The organism is Enterococcus sp. DIV1208, from assembly GCF_050530455.1.
Taxonomy (GTDB): Bacteria; Bacillota; Bacilli; order Lactobacillales; family Enterococcaceae; genus Enterococcus_B; species Enterococcus_B hirae.
Genome location: NZ_CP172887.1, coordinates 2,121,781 through 2,140,000, shown reverse-complemented (window position 1 = coordinate 2,140,000; position 18,220 = coordinate 2,121,781). Strand labels below are relative to the sequence as shown.

Annotated in this window: 13 protein-coding genes, 3 tRNA genes, 1 rRNA gene and 1 other annotated feature (2 of these 18 running past the window's edge); of the genes, 15 read left to right on the top strand and 2 right to left on the bottom strand. The window is 35.9% G+C overall.

The features are described 5' to 3' along the window. The 3 genes from rrf to IGK91_RS09850 form a co-directional block, all read left to right on the top strand. Positions 1-63, top strand: a 5S ribosomal RNA gene (gene rrf / locus IGK91_RS09860) (it extends 53 nt beyond the left edge of the window). A 65-nt stretch (positions 64-128) separates the two neighbouring features. Beyond that, positions 129-202: transfer RNA gene (locus IGK91_RS09855), tRNA-Asn, on the top strand. Positions 203-451: 249 nt separating this feature from the next. Further along, positions 452-802: an iron-sulfur cluster biosynthesis family protein gene (locus tag IGK91_RS09850; protein ID WP_010718741.1), complete on the top strand. Its 351-nt coding sequence runs from the start codon at positions 452-454 to the stop codon at positions 800-802. 459 nt (positions 803-1,261) lie between these two features. Here the strand turns inward: IGK91_RS09850 and IGK91_RS09845 are convergent. Continuing rightward, positions 1,262-1,334, bottom strand: a tRNA-Thr gene (locus tag IGK91_RS09845). A gap of 207 nt (positions 1,335-1,541) precedes the next feature. On the opposite strand from IGK91_RS09845, the gene IGK91_RS09840 reads away from it, so the two are divergent. The 4 genes from IGK91_RS09840 (at position 1,542) to IGK91_RS09825 (ending at position 4,998) form a co-directional block, all read left to right on the top strand. Then, positions 1,542-1,615, top strand: a tRNA-Asn gene (locus tag IGK91_RS09840). A 185-nt stretch (positions 1,616-1,800) separates the two neighbouring features. After that, complete coding sequence (locus tag IGK91_RS09835) at positions 1,801-3,129, top strand: aminopeptidase C (protein ID WP_010718740.1); 1,329 nt, start codon at positions 1,801-1,803, stop codon at positions 3,127-3,129. Positions 3,130-3,411: 282 nt separating this feature from the next. Then, positions 3,412-4,245 (top strand): fructosamine kinase family protein, encoded by an 834-nt coding sequence (locus IGK91_RS09830; RefSeq protein WP_010718739.1) that lies wholly within the window; start codon positions 3,412-3,414, stop codon positions 4,243-4,245. 15 nt (positions 4,246-4,260) lie between these two features. Beyond that, positions 4,261-4,998 (top strand): acyl-ACP thioesterase domain-containing protein, encoded by a 738-nt coding sequence (locus IGK91_RS09825; protein ID WP_010738075.1) that lies wholly within the window; start codon positions 4,261-4,263, stop codon positions 4,996-4,998. A 349-nt stretch (positions 4,999-5,347) separates the two neighbouring features. Here IGK91_RS09825 and IGK91_RS09820 read toward each other — a convergent pair whose 3' ends face one another. Further along, the gene (locus IGK91_RS09820; protein ID WP_010718737.1) at positions 5,348-6,316 is read right to left on the bottom strand and encodes an asparaginase; all 969 of its coding nucleotides are present in this window, start codon (positions 6,314-6,316) and stop codon (positions 5,348-5,350) included. Positions 6,317-6,471: 155 nt separating this feature from the next. On the opposite strand from IGK91_RS09820, the gene IGK91_RS09815 reads away from it, so the two are divergent. From IGK91_RS09815 to IGK91_RS09780, 8 genes are all read left to right on the top strand, one after another. Further along, positions 6,472-7,305, top strand: coding sequence for a DUF72 domain-containing protein (locus IGK91_RS09815; protein WP_081123247.1), 834 nt, complete (start codon positions 6,472-6,474; stop codon positions 7,303-7,305). Positions 7,306-7,319: 14 nt separating this feature from the next. Then, positions 7,320-8,159, top strand: a complete 840-nt coding sequence (locus IGK91_RS09810) for a Cof-type HAD-IIB family hydrolase (protein WP_010738072.1) — start codon at positions 7,320-7,322, stop codon at positions 8,157-8,159. A 64-nt stretch (positions 8,160-8,223) separates the two neighbouring features. Beyond that, on the top strand, positions 8,224-8,754 hold the full coding sequence (locus tag IGK91_RS09805; protein ID WP_010738071.1) for a haloacid dehalogenase: 531 nt from the start codon (positions 8,224-8,226) through the stop codon (positions 8,752-8,754). Positions 8,755-8,976: 222 nt separating this feature from the next. Next, on the top strand, positions 8,977-10,698 hold the full coding sequence (locus IGK91_RS09800) for a septation ring formation regulator EzrA (protein WP_010718733.1): 1,722 nt from the start codon (positions 8,977-8,979) through the stop codon (positions 10,696-10,698). A 155-nt stretch (positions 10,699-10,853) separates the two neighbouring features. Next, positions 10,854-11,996: a cysteine desulfurase family protein gene (locus IGK91_RS09795; protein ID WP_181934387.1), complete on the top strand. Its 1,143-nt coding sequence runs from the start codon at positions 10,854-10,856 to the stop codon at positions 11,994-11,996. 18 nt (positions 11,997-12,014) lie between these two features. Next, entirely contained in the window at positions 12,015-13,226 is a 1,212-nt protein-coding gene (gene thiI, locus IGK91_RS09790) for a tRNA uracil 4-sulfurtransferase ThiI (RefSeq protein WP_010718731.1), read from the top strand. A gap of 352 nt (positions 13,227-13,578) precedes the next feature. Continuing rightward, on the top strand, positions 13,579-14,226 hold the full coding sequence (locus IGK91_RS09785) for a redox-sensing transcriptional repressor Rex (RefSeq protein WP_010718730.1): 648 nt from the start codon (positions 13,579-13,581) through the stop codon (positions 14,224-14,226). A gap of 423 nt (positions 14,227-14,649) precedes the next feature. Beyond that, the gene (locus IGK91_RS09780; RefSeq protein ID WP_081123245.1) at positions 14,650-18,003 is read left to right on the top strand and encodes a hypothetical protein; all 3,354 of its coding nucleotides are present in this window, start codon (positions 14,650-14,652) and stop codon (positions 18,001-18,003) included. A gap of 161 nt (positions 18,004-18,164) precedes the next feature. After that, positions 18,165-18,220, top strand: a binding site (T-box leader) (it continues 185 nt past the right edge of the window).

Here is an 18,220-nt window from a genome sequence, read left to right as displayed (position 1 = left end):
TAAGCTTCTTAGCGCCGATTGTAGTGAGGGGTTGCCCCTTGTGAGAGTAGGACGTCGCCACGCGGTTTATATAAACCCCATAAGATTATCTTATGTGTGTGTTCGTTGTAAAAAACGAACAAGGTGATTCCGGCATAGCTCAGTTGGTAGTAGCGCATGACTGTTAATCATGATGTCGTAGGTTCGAGTCCTACTGCCGGAGTATTTAGACACGATAGAATTTCTATCGTGTTTTTTTGTCTTTATATATTTTGGGCACAGTATAGGACTAGTTAATTTATCAGTGCGATTGAACAATAGGTTTTTCTTACTGGATGCGATTAGTCTGGTATTTCAAAAGATAACTTTTAACAAAAGGAATAGTTTAGGCGGGAACTGAGCAGATGGTTCGCTTCATAGAAAGAAACGTGCTAGCATCGTAAGGTAATGAGAGTTGGAGGTGGAAGGTAATATGTATTTAAAAATCTCTGAAAAAGCGCAGGAAAGATTAGAAAAGTATATCCAAGAAGGTGCCACCATCATTCTTGACCTAGATGATGGTGTGGGTAAGTATTCTAAGATGGGTGTGTGTTCGTTAGATACGAGCTTCCGTCTATTGTTATTAGCTAGCAAACAAGAGAAAACAGACTATCCAATGAAGATTGACAGTGATATGGGAGCCATTTATATCAAAGACTATTCAAAAATGTACATGGATGAAACGATGACGTTAACTTTAGACCCCCGTTTAAATAGTTTTAAACTTGAATCCCCTAGTGGAACTTTGGATAACCAAGTCCCTCTAGTTGATTTACGCCCTTAAAGACATGCAGTTGTGACAGCAGTGTTTAGCACTGAGAAATAAGCTGGAGAATCCAAAAATAGTTCTTCTTATTTTTTGGATTCTCCAGCTTATTTTCGATACTACTTGGAACATCGTAGATCAGAGGATGCGAAAAGAGCGTTTTGATCTGAGCGCTCACTAAGTAGAAACTGCGATGAGTAATTGCAGGGCCAATAAGGATGGGGATCTTGAAACAGCTTCTCATATTATGAAAAATTCAGGCTTATTGCAAGGAGTGGTTGATTGAACACTGTTTACTCGTTATTAGAGTAAACGTAAGATTTATATCTAAGGCTCTAGTCCTTTACGTTTATTTACAACTATCTATTCATTACAGCTTAGTTTTATTAGCTATAAAATCATATAGTATTTAAAAAAATGAAGATAAAAAAACAACGTAACCTTATTGTTAAAACAACAGGTTACGTTATCTAAGTAAGCCACTTGCCGGGCTTGAACCGGCGACCTCTTCCTTACCATGGAAGCGCTCTACCAACTGAGCTAAAGCGGCATGATTTCTTAATACAAGTAATAGAATAACGAAAATAATCAATTTTGTCAATATCTAAAACAAAAAAAATTTGGTTTCATAGGATGATCATTCTAAATTGTATAAATAACAAATTTTGTGCAGTGATTTTTGTGAAAAAACAAAAAAATATGTAAAAAAAGTATTGCGTTATTTAAGATAAATTGATATTATATACATGTACTTGATTCCGGCATAGCTCAGTTGGTAGTAGCGCATGACTGTTAATCATGATGTCGTAGGTTCGAGTCCTACTGCCGGAGTACTTCAACCACAGCCTCTAAGCTGTGGTTTTTTTGTTATTCTCAAAAACTTTTGAGAATAACAAAAAAGGGTTGTCGTGAGGGGGATTCAGTCGATTTGTTGTAACGATTAAAAGTGAGTCGTTGTATTTCAAACCACTTAAGGGTAGAATTAAAGATATATTTTTGATTGGAAGGATGATTGGATGAAAGCTATTACACCTGAAATGACGAAAAAATTTGCAAAAGGTTTTGAAGAAAACAACAAGCAACAAGCTCTACAAAGAGCGGTAGTAAAAAATGGGATCACCGCTTCTGCTGAAAATGTGGCTGCCCATGTGTCTAATACACCGGTTTTTTCAATTGATTTATCAACGGGAAAGGTTTCAAATCAGAAACAATCTGGTCGTTGCTGGATGTTTGCAGCATTAAATACTTTCCGACATAAATTGCTCAATCAATTCCATTTGAAAGAATTTGAATTATCACAAAACTATACGTTTTTCTGGGACAAATATGAAAAAGCTAATTATTTTTATGAAAATATTATCGCAACAGGGAATGATGCCTTAGATAGCCGAAAAGTAGCCTTTTTATTAACAACCCCACAACAAGATGGCGGACAATGGGATATGATCGTTTCCCTCTTCCAGAAATATGGTGTAGTTCCTAAATCTGTTATGCCAGAAAGTGCAAATAGTTCAAATTCACGAGATTTAAATAATTACTTGAATAAATTGTTGCGTAAAGATGCGACGGTCTTACGTGAAATGATTGCCGGCGGTGAAACTGCTGAAGCGATTCAAGCAAAAAAAGAGGAAATGCTAGAAGGAATCTATCAATTTTTAGCCATCTCCTTAGGAACACCACCAAAAGAATTTGATTTTGAATACCGTGACGAAGAAAACAATTATCATATTGACCAACAGCTTACACCTCAACTCTTTTATGATAAATATATTGGTGTAAAACTAGATGATTACGTTAGCATCATCAATGCACCGACAAAAGACAAACCTTTTGATCGTTCTTACACTGTAGAAATGTTAGGGAATGTGGTTGGCGGGAAAGAAGTTCGTTATTTGAACGTAGATATGTCAACGTTTAAACAGTTGGCTATTGCCCAACTGGAACAAGGAGAGTCTGTTTGGTTTGGTTGTGATGTCGGACAATCTTCAACTAGAGATAGTGGGGTCATGGCACTGGATGTTTACGACATGGATGACTTATTCGATGTAGATTTTACGATGACTAAAGCACAACGTTTAGATTATGGTGAAAGCTTAATGACCCACGCGATGGTATTGACGGGAGTCGATCTTGTTGATGGGAAATCAACGAAATGGAAAGTCGAAAATAGCTGGGGAGAAAAAGTTGGCAATAAAGGATTTTTTGTAATGAGTGACGATTGGATGAACGAATACACGTATCAAATCGTTGTTCGCAAAGATTTGTTGTCGAAAGAGCAACTCCAAGCCTTCAATGAAGAACCAATCGTTTTAGCTCCTTGGGATCCAATGGGCGCATTGGCTTAAAAAAACTGATTCTACTCAAAGTATGAAGAAAATAGACGAATTGGTGTTTCAGATTACTGAAAAAGAAAGTAAATGAGGGATTGAAAGAAAGAGAGGTTAGTCTTCGAAATTAGTAGGATTGCTAATTTTGAAAGAAGCCTCTCTTTTTTTGTCTATAAATATGAGCAATGGACTTTTACTGTTGAACAAAGAGTTACTAGACTCATTTTCTTTGTTTTAGATTCTCTGTGATATAATGATAGCTAACAAATAGGTTGGAAAAGCATGTAAGGAGGAGTAGAGATGAATATTCAGTCGGTGTTAGCAGAAATCCAATTAGAAGGCAAAGTGATACCTATCACTGGTGGGGACGTTAATCAAACGTATCGAATTGAAGAGCAAAATAAATCATATTTCTTAAAGCTTCATCCTAATATTGGAAAGTCTTTTTTTGAAGCGGAAGTGGATGGGTTAAAAGAACTAGCTCCCTACGTTCGAGTACCTGAAACTTACATGCTGGGTGAACAAAAAGATGGTGCCTATCTTTTGATGGAATGGATCGAACCTGGCAAAGGAGATCAAAAAGATCTAGCCGTTTCTTTGGCGAAATTGCACAAGGTAACCGCTCCTCAATTTGGGTATCGAAAGGATAACTATTTAGGGACCGTTCCGCAATTCAATCATGTGGAAGAAGATTGGTGGCTTTTCTTCTTTAAAAATCGTCTAGAAAGTCAAATTGCTTTGGCACAAAAAAACAACCATTGGAATCAAAACCGCCAAGAAACATTTATTTCTTTTAAGCAATACGTGTTAGAAAACTTTAGTGATAAAAAGATTGTCCCTAGCCTCTTGCATGGCGACTTGTGGAGTGGTAATGTGTTCTTTGATCAGCAAGGAGAACCAGTCTTCGTTGATCCAGCCGTTTCTTACGGTGATCGTGAGCAGGACATAGCTATGAGCCAGCTGTTTGGTGGGTTTCGTCCAGAGTTTTTACAAAGTTATCAAATGGTCTATCCTTTGGAAAAAAATTGGGAAAAGCGATTGCCGATTTACCAGTTATATTATTTGTTAGCCCATCTAAATATGTTTGGGGAAAGTTATGGTTCACAAGTGGATCAATTATTAGCGAAAAGATAAGAGGAGGGTGTTTTTTTGGCAAAGAGATATACAAAAAAACATGAAGTTTCATATTATGAATGTGACATTAATCAGACCATGACATTTCCATCAATGTTAGGAATCGTGATCAAGACATCGGAAGATCAAAGTGATGCGCTTGATTGTGGTAGTAAATTTGTCAATAGTTTTGGACTGACTTGGGTCATTACCAATTATTCAATGACAATCACTCGTTTGCCAAAAGTAGGAGAGACGATTTCTATAACAACACAAGCCATGGAGTACAATAAATTCTTTTGTTATCGTAATTTTTGGATTCATGATGAAGAAGGCACAGAACTGGTGAAAATAGAATCAGTTTTTGTATTAATGGATTTTGTGAATCGGAAAATGAGTAGTGTCAATGAGGAAATTATTGCGCCGTTTGAAAGCGAAAAAATCAAAAAAATCAAACGGCAAGAAAAAATAGAAAAGATCGAATCGGGCATGATGTTACCTTATCGCGTGCGTTTCTATGATATCGATAGTAACCAACATGTGAACAATGCCATGTATTTCAACTGGATTATTGATGTCTTAGGCTATGATTTCTTGACGACACATGTACCAGAAAAAGTTTTGATCCGTTTTGACAAAGAAGTGGAATATGGCAATGAAATTGAAAGTCATTATGAACAAGTAGAGATGGAACATGGTGTGAAAACAAGACATGAAATCAGAATGCAAGAACAACTCTATTGTGAAGCAAATATCACTTGGAAAAATAAATAAACAGCTAATAGCAAACGATGTTCCAATCGGAAAGAAGTTGTCGCAGAAGTGTCTAGCTCTGGGAAATAAGCAGGAACAACAAGCGGAAAAAGCTCAAAACAAAACTGTTTTGAGCTTTTTTGATTGATTGCCGAAGTGCTGAATAATAAAGAATTCTTTAGGTGTTCATACTTTTGGACATTCTAACATGGAAATAAGACTTTTGGATATCCAGTAATAGGTAAGGATCGATAACCTTCCATGATTGAAAAAAGAATGCGCAAAATTGGTTCAATTGCTAAACGAACTCTGGATTTTTTTAGAACGGAATTTTAATGTCAGGAATTTTCGTATGTGATTTAGCTATAACTTATTGAGTAATAAACGAAATCAATGATTGATCTTTTAACCCGTGATTCAAGGCAATCAGTAGTTTGATGCGAGCTTTTTGGCTATTGATGCTATTACAAAAAATAATCCCCATGTTTGCTAATTCTTTTCCGCCACCCTCGTAGTCATAAACAGGTTCTGCTATCCCATTAAAACACCGGGAAACTAAGACCACTGGGATTTTTTGTACTAATAATTTTTTCAAAGCTGTTACAGCTTGTGGTGGTAAATTGCCAGCTCCTAAAGCTTCGATCACTAGGCCATCTACTTTGGTATGGGCGATAGCTTCTAATAGATCACCTTGCATCCCCGCATAAGCCTTAACGATTGGGATCGTACCATTGACTGAAGTGATATCTAAGCGTGTAGTTTCTAGTAATTCTTGCATAAATAAGATCCGATGTTTTGTTACTAGACCAATTGGACCTAATGTGGGTGTACGAAAAGTGGCAACATTTGTCGTGTGGGTTTTGGTCACGTAACGTGCGGAGTGGATCTCATCGTTCATTACGACCAATACACCTTTTCCATTTGCTTCCTTACAACTAGCGACTCGAATAGCACTCTCGAAATTGTACAGCCCATCGCTCCCTAATTCGTTGCTGGATCGCATAGCGCCAGTTAGTACGATCGGCAGTTTATCTCCAATCGTCGTGTCTAAGAAAAAGGCGGTTTCTTCTAACGTATCTGTTCCATGAGTGATTACAACACCGTCAAACCCCAAATGATAGGCTTCATTAATCCGATTTTTTAAAATTAACATATGTTTAGGCATGATATGAGGTGAAGGAAGATTAAAGATATCTTCTATTACTAAATCAACATCTTCTGGAATTTCAATTTCAGCATCTAGCAAAGGATTCACAACATCAGGACTCACTCCACCAGTTAAAAGATTTTCTCTCATGGCAATCGTTCCGCCAGTGTGTAAAATTAGAATTTTTTTCATTTTTTTTCGGACTTCCTTACATATAATTTTGCATAGGCTTTAACGCTTATTGTATACTATATGAAAGAGTTTTGCTATCCGTGGCATTGAGCAATGAGTAGTAAATCTCACTATACATAGTTGATTTTTGGATGGAAAAGCAAAGGTGGCTTGAAATGATACGAATCGGATTAACCTCATTTAAAGAACATGATAAATTGACTGGAAAAAAGAATAACACACTTTATGAGTATGCTAGATATTTGCCATTAGTGGAGCTTGATACAGCTTACTATGGAATCCCAAGACGAACTTCGGTAGAAAAATGGGTGCAAGAGGTTCCAAATGATTTTCGTTTTGTTGTTAAGGCTTATCAAGGGATTAGTGGTCAAAGAGACTGGGAAAAATATTATCAAACAGAAGAAGAAATGATTGCTAAATTTCTGGAAGTAATGAAACCAATGAGTGATGCGAACAAGCTTTTTTGTTTTTTAGTCCAATTTCCAGCTTCCTTTAAATGCACCAAGGAAAGTGTACAATACCTACGTAAGCTTCGAAAATGGTTTGCTGGCTATCCGGTAGCAATCGAACTTCGGGACTTTTCGTGGTACAGCGAGGAATTCGTTGAGCGCACGAGAAGCTTCATGACTCGAGCAGAATTTTCTTTGGCAGTAATTGATGAACCACAGTTGTTAAACACAACAGTTCCTTTTGACCCATTCATCACGAATCCAGACTTTGCTCTTTTCAGGTTTCACGGAAGAAATGCTCAAGGTTGGCAGGCCAATGATAAAGATTGGCGTAAAAAAAGAACTCTTTATCGCTATTCTGAGCAGGAACTGAGAGAACTAGCAACTGCTATTGAATCTGTTAGCTCAAAAACGAAAGAAATCGGAATTATCTTTAACAACAATTCTGGTGGAGATGCTGCAGAAAATGCGTTAGCTTTACAAAAAATATTAAAAATAAAACCGGAAGGCTTAAACCCACAACAAATGGATTTATTTTAGAGAGGGAGCGTTGAATGATCAAAGCAATTTTTTTTGATATTGATGGCACATTAGTCAACGACCGTTCAAAAGCACTTGCTTCGACTAAACGTGCGATTAGCTATGCTAGAAAAAATGGGATATTGTGTGGTGTAGCAACTGGGCGGAGTCCAGTTAAAATCAAAGAAGTGATTGATGAATTGGAATTAGATATGTATGTTGTCTATAATGGACAATTGGTATTTACTGCCGAACGAACGATTGTAGATCAACCATTTGATCAAGTCGTTTTAAGTAAGATCGTGGAATATGCTGATAAGAACCATCGCCAGATCATTTTTGGTGGAAGAGATCAACTAGCTGGTTCGACCACGATGCTATTAGGACAGTCGATTTTAATCAAACGTTTAGTTAGTTTATTACCAAAAAAATTTCCCGTTCGATTGATGAAAAAAGGACTGCAAATGTTTAGCCCACATCGACAGAAAAAGCGATATGAGGCACTGGAGATTCTTGATGAGCCAATTTACCAATGTATTTTATTGAGTCAGGAATCAGAACAAGAAAAATTAGAAGAGCGGTTTCCGGAGTGCAGCTTTCAACGGTCCAATGCGTATACCGTTGATATCATTCCAAAAGGTGGCTCAAAGCTTTCAGGAATTGCAGCCTTTGCCAAAGACATGGGGATCGAAATGACCGAGATCATGGCATTTGGTGATCATTATAACGACATTGAGATGCTGGAAGGTGTCGGAATCGGGGTTGCTATGGGGAATGCTCAAAAAGAAGTTAAGCAAGCTGCTGATTATGTGACGGATACCAATGAAAAAGACGGAATTTATCAAGGACTGAAGCATTATGGTTTGATTTACTAAAACAGTTGATAGACTAGACTTCAGTAAAAATGTTAAGAGAAGTAAGAAAAGAAGGTAGAAAAAGATGTCTGAGAAAACACCCTTTCAACAAGTAGAAGAGTTTCATAAAATTTTTGATCCTCGTTCACCTGATGTACCGACTGCATTTTCGAAACAAGCAGCCATTTATCGTGCAGAATTTAAAATCGAAGAATTAGTCGAATTGATTGCGGCCAATTGTCAGGGAGATCAGGAACAATTACACGAAGGAGTAACAGCTCTTCACGAAGCATTAGAGAAAGCAGAACAAAAAATGTTGACTAAAAAAGAATGGGGACAAGCACCTTTGATCGAGCAAGTCGATGCTTTAACCGATCTTTTATATTTTACTTATGGTTCTTTTTCATTATTGGGTGTTGATCCTACGAAGATATTTGAGATCGTTCACCAAGCAAACATGGGGAAATTATTCCCAGATGGTAAACCACATTATCATCCGGTCACGAGTAAGGTATTAAAACCTGATAACTGGGAAGAGCAGTGTGCCCCTGAACCTAAGATCGCCAAAGAAATTCAACGGCAAATCGCTCAAGCGACTCGAAAGAAACAGTCTTGAATAGACGAAACAAACCAAAATAAACCGGCGTTTCATACTGGTTATGCTATTTTCTAGGTAGGAATAAAAGATTTTCGATGAAGTTAGTGAATGCTTAAAAATTGTGTGTTATAATTTACAATAGATGTCTTTTGCACGGAAGACGTATTTATTGTTTTATGCACACAAATTATTTAACTAAGCATAAAAAATAGATGCATATTGAAAACGGAGGTACCTTAAATGGGAAATAATGTTATCATCGGAATCGTCATAGCAATCATTATAGTCGCCCTAGTCGTCTTTTTGGTTAGTTACTATATGAAGAAAAAAAACCAAGATCGATTGGACGCCTTGGAAAAGCGCAAGGAAGAATTATTCGACTTGCCTGTGATTGAAGAAGTCGATGATGTTAAAAAAATGCATCTGGTGGGGCAAAGCCAAAATACCTTTCGTGAATGGAGTCAAAAATGGAATGACATATCCACTTCCTCGTTTGCTGAGTTAGAAAGTCAAATTTTTGAAGTAGAAAATCTTAATGAGAGTTTCCGATTTTTAAAAGGTAAAAAAGCTGTGATCGAAGCAGAAAAAACCATGGACCAAATGGAAAAGAAAGTTTCTGAGATTCGTGATGGACTAAAAGAGTTACGTGAAACAGAAGAACGTAATTCACTAGCGGTTCAGCAAGCTTTGGATGTCTATGAAGAACTGAAAGAAACAATCAGAGAAGATGAGCAAGAATACGGTCCTGCGTTTCCTGAATTACAAAAGCAAGTCAAGATGATCGAAAATGAATTCACGCAATTTGTTGCATTGAATACTTCAGGTGATCCTGTTGAAGCTCGAGAAGTTTTGGATAAAGCAGAAAAACATACGTATGAAGTTGAAGCTTTGATGAAAAAAGTTCCGCCGCTATTTGAAGATTTGAACACTACTTTCCCAGAACAACTGGAAGAAATCCAGCAAACTTATGAAAAATTGATGCAGGAACAATATGTTTTCCCAGAAGAAGATCTTGTTGGTGAGATTGAAAAAGTAAGCCATCGTATTGAAAGTTCATTAGCAAATCTTGAAAAAACAGAAGTTGAAACGGTTGAATTCGAGAATCGTGAAACTGCTAGTATGATTGATTCGCTCTACGACATTCTAGAGCGGGAAATGGAAGCCCAAAATTATGTCACAACCAATCAAGCAACCATTGAACAATACATCAAACATGCCACAAAAAACAATCGTCAATTATTGATTGAGTTAGATCATACTGCTCAAAGTTATGCGTTGAATCATAATGAAATTGGTCGAGTACGCGGATTCCAAACAGAAGTGGAAGAAATCGAACGTCAAAACGAACAGATGAAACCACAAATCCAGCAACACTTGCTACCATATTCTGAAGTACGGACTTTCTATAAAAAAGTATTCAAAGTTTTAGAAGATATCGAAAACCAACAAGTTGAAATCGATGACTCACTACACGAGTTAAGAAAAGGTGAAAAAGAAGCGCAAGAAAAAATCGATACTTTCGAATTTAAATTGCGTAATTTAAAACGTTTTGTGGAACAACAACGTTTGCCTGGTCTACCAAATGATTATTTAGAATTTTTCTTTGTGGCAACTGATCGGATTGAAGAGCTAAGTATCGTGCTAAATAAAATCAGAGTCAATATGGAAGAAGTCAATCGCTTAGTTACGTTATGTGAAGAAGATTTAGACTTACTTGATAAGAAAACGCATGATTTAGTGGATGCTGCAGCACTGACAGAACAAATGCTACAGTATGCAAATCGTTATCGCCACACACATGAAGAAATCAGAGAAGCAATTGATAAAAGTTATTACTTATTCAATAAGGAACATCATTATCAAGAAGCTTTGGACGAGATCGGTACAGCACTCGAACGTGTTGAACCTGGTGCTTTCAAGAGAATTGAAGATTTTTATTTTAAGAATCCTGATTTAGTTTAATAAAACTAACTAAAAAGGCAACACTGGTTAATCCACCAAGTGTTGTCTTTTTTCGTGTTCAATTACACGAAACTTTCTGAAAAAACAACCTCCTCTTGAAAGCAATTGGGACAACCGTTATAATAGTAAAGAATTTCAAAAAAGAGGGGTTTCTTATGATATATTTTGATAATAGTGCGACAACCCCAATCTTTCCGCAAAGTTTAGATGCCTATATAAAGACAAGTCAGCGGATTATTGGGAATCCGTCAAGTTTGCATGATTTAGGCAATCAAGCAAACCGTTTGTTACAACAAGCTAGAAAACAAATTGCTGAGCTGATCACTGTTACTCCAGATGAAATTTATTTTACTTCTGGTGGGACAGAAGGCGATAATTGGGTACTTAAAGGGACGATGATTGAAAAACGTGAATATGGAAACCACATGATCATCTCTGGGATAGAACATCCTGCTGTAAGTGAAACAGCTGAACAACTTAAATCTCTAGGGGTAGAAGTTAGTATAGCGCCAGTAAATAATCAAGGATTTGTCATTGTTGATGAATTGAAGAAACTAATTCGTAAAGACACGGTGTTGGTTTCAATCATGGCAGTCAATAACGAAATTGGATCAATCCAACCAATTTTAGAAATCAGTGAGTTGCTAAAAGAATACCCTAAAATCCATTTTCATGTGGATGCTGTGCAAGCAATCGGAAAAGTTTCTTTATCTGAATGGCTGACCGAAAGAGTTGATTTTGCGACGTTTTCAGCTCATAAATTTCATGGACCACGGGGTATAGGTTTTATTTATTGGAAGAAGGGACGACGTTTAGCACCGCTTCTTAATGGCGGTGGCCAAGAAAAAAATCAGCGAAGTGGAACAGAAAATGTTCCTGCGATTGTCGCAATGGCGAAAGCCTTACGAATTGCACTGGATCGAAAACTTCAAAAGCCAGATCACACCAAACATTTAAAAGAGGCAATGATCAACGCTTTGAAAGCCTATGAAAAAGTGACTATTTTTTCAGAGGGAGAAGATTATGCACCACATATCTTATGTTTTTCACTCAAAGGGATTCGAGGAGAAGTCCTTGTTCATGCGTTAGAAGAAAAACAAATATTTATTTCTACAACTAGTGCTTGTTCTTCTCGTAAACACCTTGCAAGTAGCACGTTGCATGCCATGCATGTGCCTGATGATTTAGCTACGTCAGCTGTTCGCATTAGTTTAGATGAAAGTAATTCTATGGCAGAAGTAGAACAATTTATGATCATTTTTAAACAATTATATAAGAAATTTTCAACCATCAATTAATCAATAAGGAGTGTTTTTGTGAAATATAGTGAAATCATGGTCCGCTATGGTGAACTGTCAACAAAAGGAAAAAACCGTAAAAGTTTTATTATGCAACTTGCTCAAAATGTTCGTCAAGCATTGAGTGATTTTCCCGAAATCAAGATCCATGCTGATCGTGACCGGATGCACCTACTGTTAAATGGTGCTGATAGTGCGTTAGTTATACCTAAATTGGCTAAAATTTTCGGTATCCAAAATTTCTCACCAAGTATTCGAATCGAAAAAGATGTTCAAAAGTTAAAAGATGCAGTTCAAGCTATCATGAAAGAAGTCTATACAGGAAAAGAAACCTTTAAAATTATTGCGAAACGTAGTGACCACGACTTTGAATTAACAAGTAATGAATTAAATCAAACGTTAGGAAATGCGGTGGTAGATATCTTCCCTGATATAGAAGCACAAATGCGTAAACCAGATATTCCACTACGGGTAGAAATCCGTCGAGATGCTGCTTACCTATCCTATGAAACGATTAAAGGAGCAGGCGGGTTACCAGTGGGAACAAGCGGTAAAGGCATGTTGATGTTGTCTGGTGGAATCGATTCACCTGTGGCTGGTTATTTTGCCATGAAGCGTGGTGTCGAAATTGAAGCGGTCCACTTTGCTAGTCCACCTTACACGAGTGAGCAAGCATTACAAAAAGCAAAAGATTTAACAGCAAAATTGACTCCTTATGTCGGTAAAATCGAGTTTATCGAGGTACCGTTTACTGAGATCCAAGAAGAAATCAAGAAAAACATTCCACAAGGGTACTGGATGACGATTACTCGACGGATGATGCTGCGATTAACGGATGAGATCCGCCGATTACGCCATGGTTTGATTATCCTTAATGGGGAGTCTTTAGGACAAGTAGCTTCGCAGACCTTACAAAGCATGGTTGCTATCAATGAAGTAACGAATACGCCTATCATTCGTCCAGTTGCTACGATGGATAAATTAGAAATCATTGAAGTAGCTGAACAAATCGATACCTTTGAGCTTTCAGTCCAACCATTTGAAGATTGCTGTACGATTTTTGCCCCACCTCAACCAAAGACTCGACCACGCCTTGATAAAGTTCATCAATACGAAGAACGTTTACCAATCGAAGAAATGATCGAACGAGCTCTTTCTGGTTTAAAAATGGAAACGATCCATACAGCTACCGAAGCTGAACAAGTAGAAGAATTTGCTGATTTGTTATAAGAGTCTTGAAATTATCGTGGAGCTTTGACAAGAATAAGAAAGTAGATTGAACCGTTTTTTTATGTTTAATAAAACATACTTTAAAAACATTACTTTTTATTTGTTCTTACACTTATTTGAGGTTGAGACAAAAGTGTTCAGCATCAAGAAATAAGAAGGAATTTCCGAAAATTGATTCTCAAATTTTTGGTCAATTTCGGCTTATTTCCGAAGATGCTACTTTTGTCTCACCGTTTATTCGTTTTTAGAGATACTAGTAGAGACTGAGACAATTTTTGTCCCAGTCTTGTTGCTCTAAGAGAGGATAAATGATAAACTGACTATGTGAAGAAATTAACAAAGGAGTTTGAAGATGGGAGAAAAAATAGCGGTTTTACCAAAAGCAACAGCTAAAAGACTACCTTTATATTTACGTTATTTAAAAATGCTCAATGATTCAGGTGTGAAGCGGATTAAATCAAATGAATTTAGTCAAATCACCCAAGTACCTTCTGCGTCGATCCGTAGAGATTTTTCATATTTAGGTGAATTGGGGCGCAGTGGCTATGGTTATGAAGTGCCTTATCTGATCGAAGTATTTGATCGGATCTTAAAGACGGAAGAGGAAAAACGAATTGCCTTAGTTGGGTATGGGAATCTAGGGAAAGCTTTAAAGCACAATAATTTTAGAAGAAATGAAAATTTGAATATCGTCTGTGTATTTGACAATGACCCTAAAATCGTCAACCAAGAAATCGATGGTCAATTTATTTATCCAATCGAACAGTTTGGCGAAATCGTCAAAAAAGAAAAAGTAACAGTTGCGATTTCAACGGTTCCAAGTAAACACTCCCAGTCAGCAATCGATGAAATTGTGAAAGGTGGCGTATCAGCGATCTTAAACTTTGCTCCTGACCGAGTGATCGTACCCAAGCATGTGAATATTCAATACATTGATTTGACGACAGAATTGCAAACGCTTATATTTTTTAACGAGAAATATTCAGAAGTTTTTTTATGACAATCCATAGTTTTAGCGCTTAGAGCCAATGTTTCTAAGCGTTTTTTTATAACGCATGTTTATATCTATTTTTGTTTGTTTACAATCATAATACTGATATAATAGCTTTCAGTTCATTGTATCATCGTGTGCAGGGATTATAAAATAACTGGTTTTTTTGAAAGGAGAAACCTTTTTTTAGGAGTGAATGACAGTAATAAAGATGAATGCAATGGATAGAATCACTGTTGTAAGAAAAAAGTTAATCTGAAGGAGGCGGTTATGAAACAAGTTGGAGTAAAAAATACTAATGAAGTTTAAGATTTGATTGAATGTACATAAAAGGAACAATCCTTAATTCTTATGATTCAGGCTAGATATGAATGTCTAGCAAAACAGACAAGCCACGGATGCTATAACAAAAAAATGTAAAGGATGGTAAAAATGAATCAAGAGAAGGTAAAAAATACAATTCTTATGGAAATGGAACGGTTTTCGGACAAAACAAGTGAAGGATACCACCAAATGAAAGCAGTGTTGAATAAATTCCCTTACAAAATAACTGCAGACTATCAGCAATTACTGGATACATTAAGAGGGGGGACGGCAATTAACAGATTTGAAACTCTTGATGAGCTGATAATGATGCTGAAACAAGAGAGAGTAATAACGAGAGAGATCGTGGAATCTTGTCTCTATTTTCAACAAAATTCTGATAATGTAATAAATCAGATTCATCTTTTTGATCTTCTAATGGTTCCAACTAGAAATCTGACAGAACAGCTCAACTTATTAACATCTTTAACTAATAGTTTATCTGTGGATGGTGATAAATTTTTTCATGAGAATGTTTTGTTTAGTATTAATAAAATAAAATTATCGACAGATGAAATCGAGAAAAAAATTAAAGAGATATGTATAGAATTACAATATGGCATGGACTCAGCTAAAGTCAAAGAGGATATTTTAGCTCGTACATTTGAACTATTAAACGAGGGCAGTGTAAAATACCAACAATTAGTCAATATGGAGCTAGATTATGAAGAAGGATGTAGAGAAATCGTAATTGATGGATTTTTTGGAATGATGCCTGACCCTGATGATAAGTATAAATGGTTTTTTGACTTTTTGAGAGATGATAAAATAATTTCTAAACTTCTCCAAAGAAAGAATTTATCAGAAGCTGAAAAAAAAACATATATTTCTATAGCTACAAATCATAGTGATTCGCCGTTTATTGGTAATAGCATTCCATATTTTAAAAAAATAAATATAAAAGAAAGTACCATAATCACAAAAAAAAGAATCCTTGATCAAGAGCTCGTTTATTTGATTGCTAAAGAAGTAACCCCAGAGTTGGCTGTAAAGTATGATGAAATATTAAGAGGAGAAGAACAAGGAACAGTTGAGGTGATGACACAAATTTATGTTGAGTCTCAGTCCACATTAGTAAAAGAGTCTGTTAGGCAACATGTCAATACTTCCTTCAAAGAAACGGACCGTTTAGAATTTTATAAAAAAAGTATCATCGAAAAACTAAAAAAAGAAAATCGATTAGATTTAGGGGATCAATTAGAAGATTTATTGAATAGTGGGGCAAAAATAGACCGATTTGATAGATTCTATAGATTATTGAATTCCCCAGAGTCAAAAAAACAGTTATCCTATTTAGGGAGACTTGTTTTTGGTGAAAATCAATGGCACAAATTTGAAACAGTTCAGGCATTTAAAGAAGAATTAAAGGAGACAGAAGCAAAAAAAAATAGTTCCTTATCGGAAATGATGAAAAAAGATCTGAGTGAAATCGAAAATCAGCGATACATGAATGGACTTCTATCAATTGATAATAAACTGGCGAACAATGACTATCTCAAGCAATTAAAACCCGAGCAGATCGCAACGATTATGCTTCAGTTAAAAGTTAATTACCCAAACTGGACGGAAAAAAACTTTGAACAAGTCAATAATCAATTAAGCACTTATTTAAATGAAGAGGATAAGATTCAAACAAACAAAATTTTGAATGAAAAAGAAGTGATCTTAAGAATATCCGCAATAAGCATGGAAATGGGAGAAAAAGCACAAACTATAATACTTGCCCCTACTGATAAAATAAAAGCTCTTGATATAGTGGGGGAAGTAAGAAAAGATTTAAAAAAACAAAAAGTAGATTACCTTTTTCCTATAATACTGGAAACGATTAATCATACACTAAGTGAAGAAGGAATTGATTGTTCGAATCGCTCGGATAGGGAAAAAGTATTAAATCTATTACAAGATTATCAGACAAAAAAAGAAATACTTCCAAAAATCGAAGAAGCACTCCAGCAAAAAAAGGAGGGAGAGACTTTATCAACAGTCATTTATTCTGTAATGAGTAGAGAATGGGGAAATTCAAGTGATGTAACTGATTTAAAAAAAAGGTTTGGGGATGACGGAGAAGGACTATTAAAGGAAACCAAGGACCTTTCACAAGCTGAGTCTCTTCTTCAATCAATTAAAGAAGCACTTCGTTCACAAAATATTAATTTTACTGAATCGGATGTCATCAATTGGACGGAAAAATGTTTATCAATGGATGAAAAAAAGCGGCAAAGTGAATCCCAAGTTGTAATAAATAAGATTAAAAATAGTTTATTGAAGATAAAAAATAAAAAAAATACAAAACAAGTCAGAGTCAATAAAGTAATTGAGACGTTTCAAAAAGATTTAAATAATAAAAAAGAAGAAATTAAAAAACAAATGAAATATAGTGTGATTGAGGTGTACGAATTTAGAGATGATCGACTTAGTATAGAGGAGCAATTTTCAAATATCCTTAATCAAAAAGAAAAGATACAACATTTTATACATACATATCCCAAATTAAAAAGTGTCATTGACGAGTGTAGCAAACAAATTCCTTTAGTTTCTGTTGATCTTAAGAAGGTAACGATTAATGAAGTTGAGGGTAACAATAATAAATATTTTAAGAATCTTAATCAGGTACTGACTCCATTCGAAAGGGAGTGGTGGCAACAGGAAAGCGATAAGATTAAGCAGTTTATAAATACTTACGTAAGTCCGAATAACCTATTAGTGTCTGATGTGAATCGACAGATTGAAGAATTACTAATCAAGGATGAGCATTGTTGTTCCCAGGTTGTTTTGTCTTTCTTGGTATATTCATCTGGTGTATTTAAAAATATAAATCCTAAATACACGGCAGGGTATCTTAATAAAGACTCAGAACACCAACAGAATCGAGGGAAAATTAAAAGACTAGTTGAGAGTTTCGAGAAATTACACTCACATAGACAGGAAATGAAGCAACTTAAAGAACTGAATATAGATGTTGAACCAACTCCAATGCCTCAGGGAACAAGTAATCAGTCTCTAATAAGTAATTCAGTAAAGGAACCAGAGAGAAAAAAGGAGCAACCTAAAGAAAAGTCTGCAGGTATTGAACCAACATTAACACCTCTCGGAATCAGTAATCACTCTCTAACAGATAAACAAACCAAAACGCCCCTTGTAATAAAAAATCAAACATTCGAGGAGCAAATGAATCAGTCTACAAATGTGGCTGATAGTCTAAATCAGGAGAAGTCCGCTGGTATTCAATCAATACCAATTCCCAAGGAAATCAGGGATCAATCTCTAACAAATAAATCACCTCAAACGCCCAATAGTCACCCTGTAATAAAAATTCAAACACTAGAGGAGCGAATGAATCAGTCTACAAATAAGGCTAATAATCTAAATGAGATGAAGGAAGCAGGAAAAAATCAGTCTTCTGTAAGAGAGTTAAAAAATTAATTTGAACAGTCACGTTCTGAATAAGCAAACATTGTCACTACTGCTTATTGTTTAGTCAATTATTTATAATAGGCGAATCATAAGCCTGAAGAGGTACTATTTAGGGAAATACGATTCTTACCGTCTTTTATTGACTTTAAAATTGAACCATTGTAAAATGAGGCATGACGTTGATCAAGAGGAGTAACTAGTTACAGCCTTTTAGAGAGAGAACGAG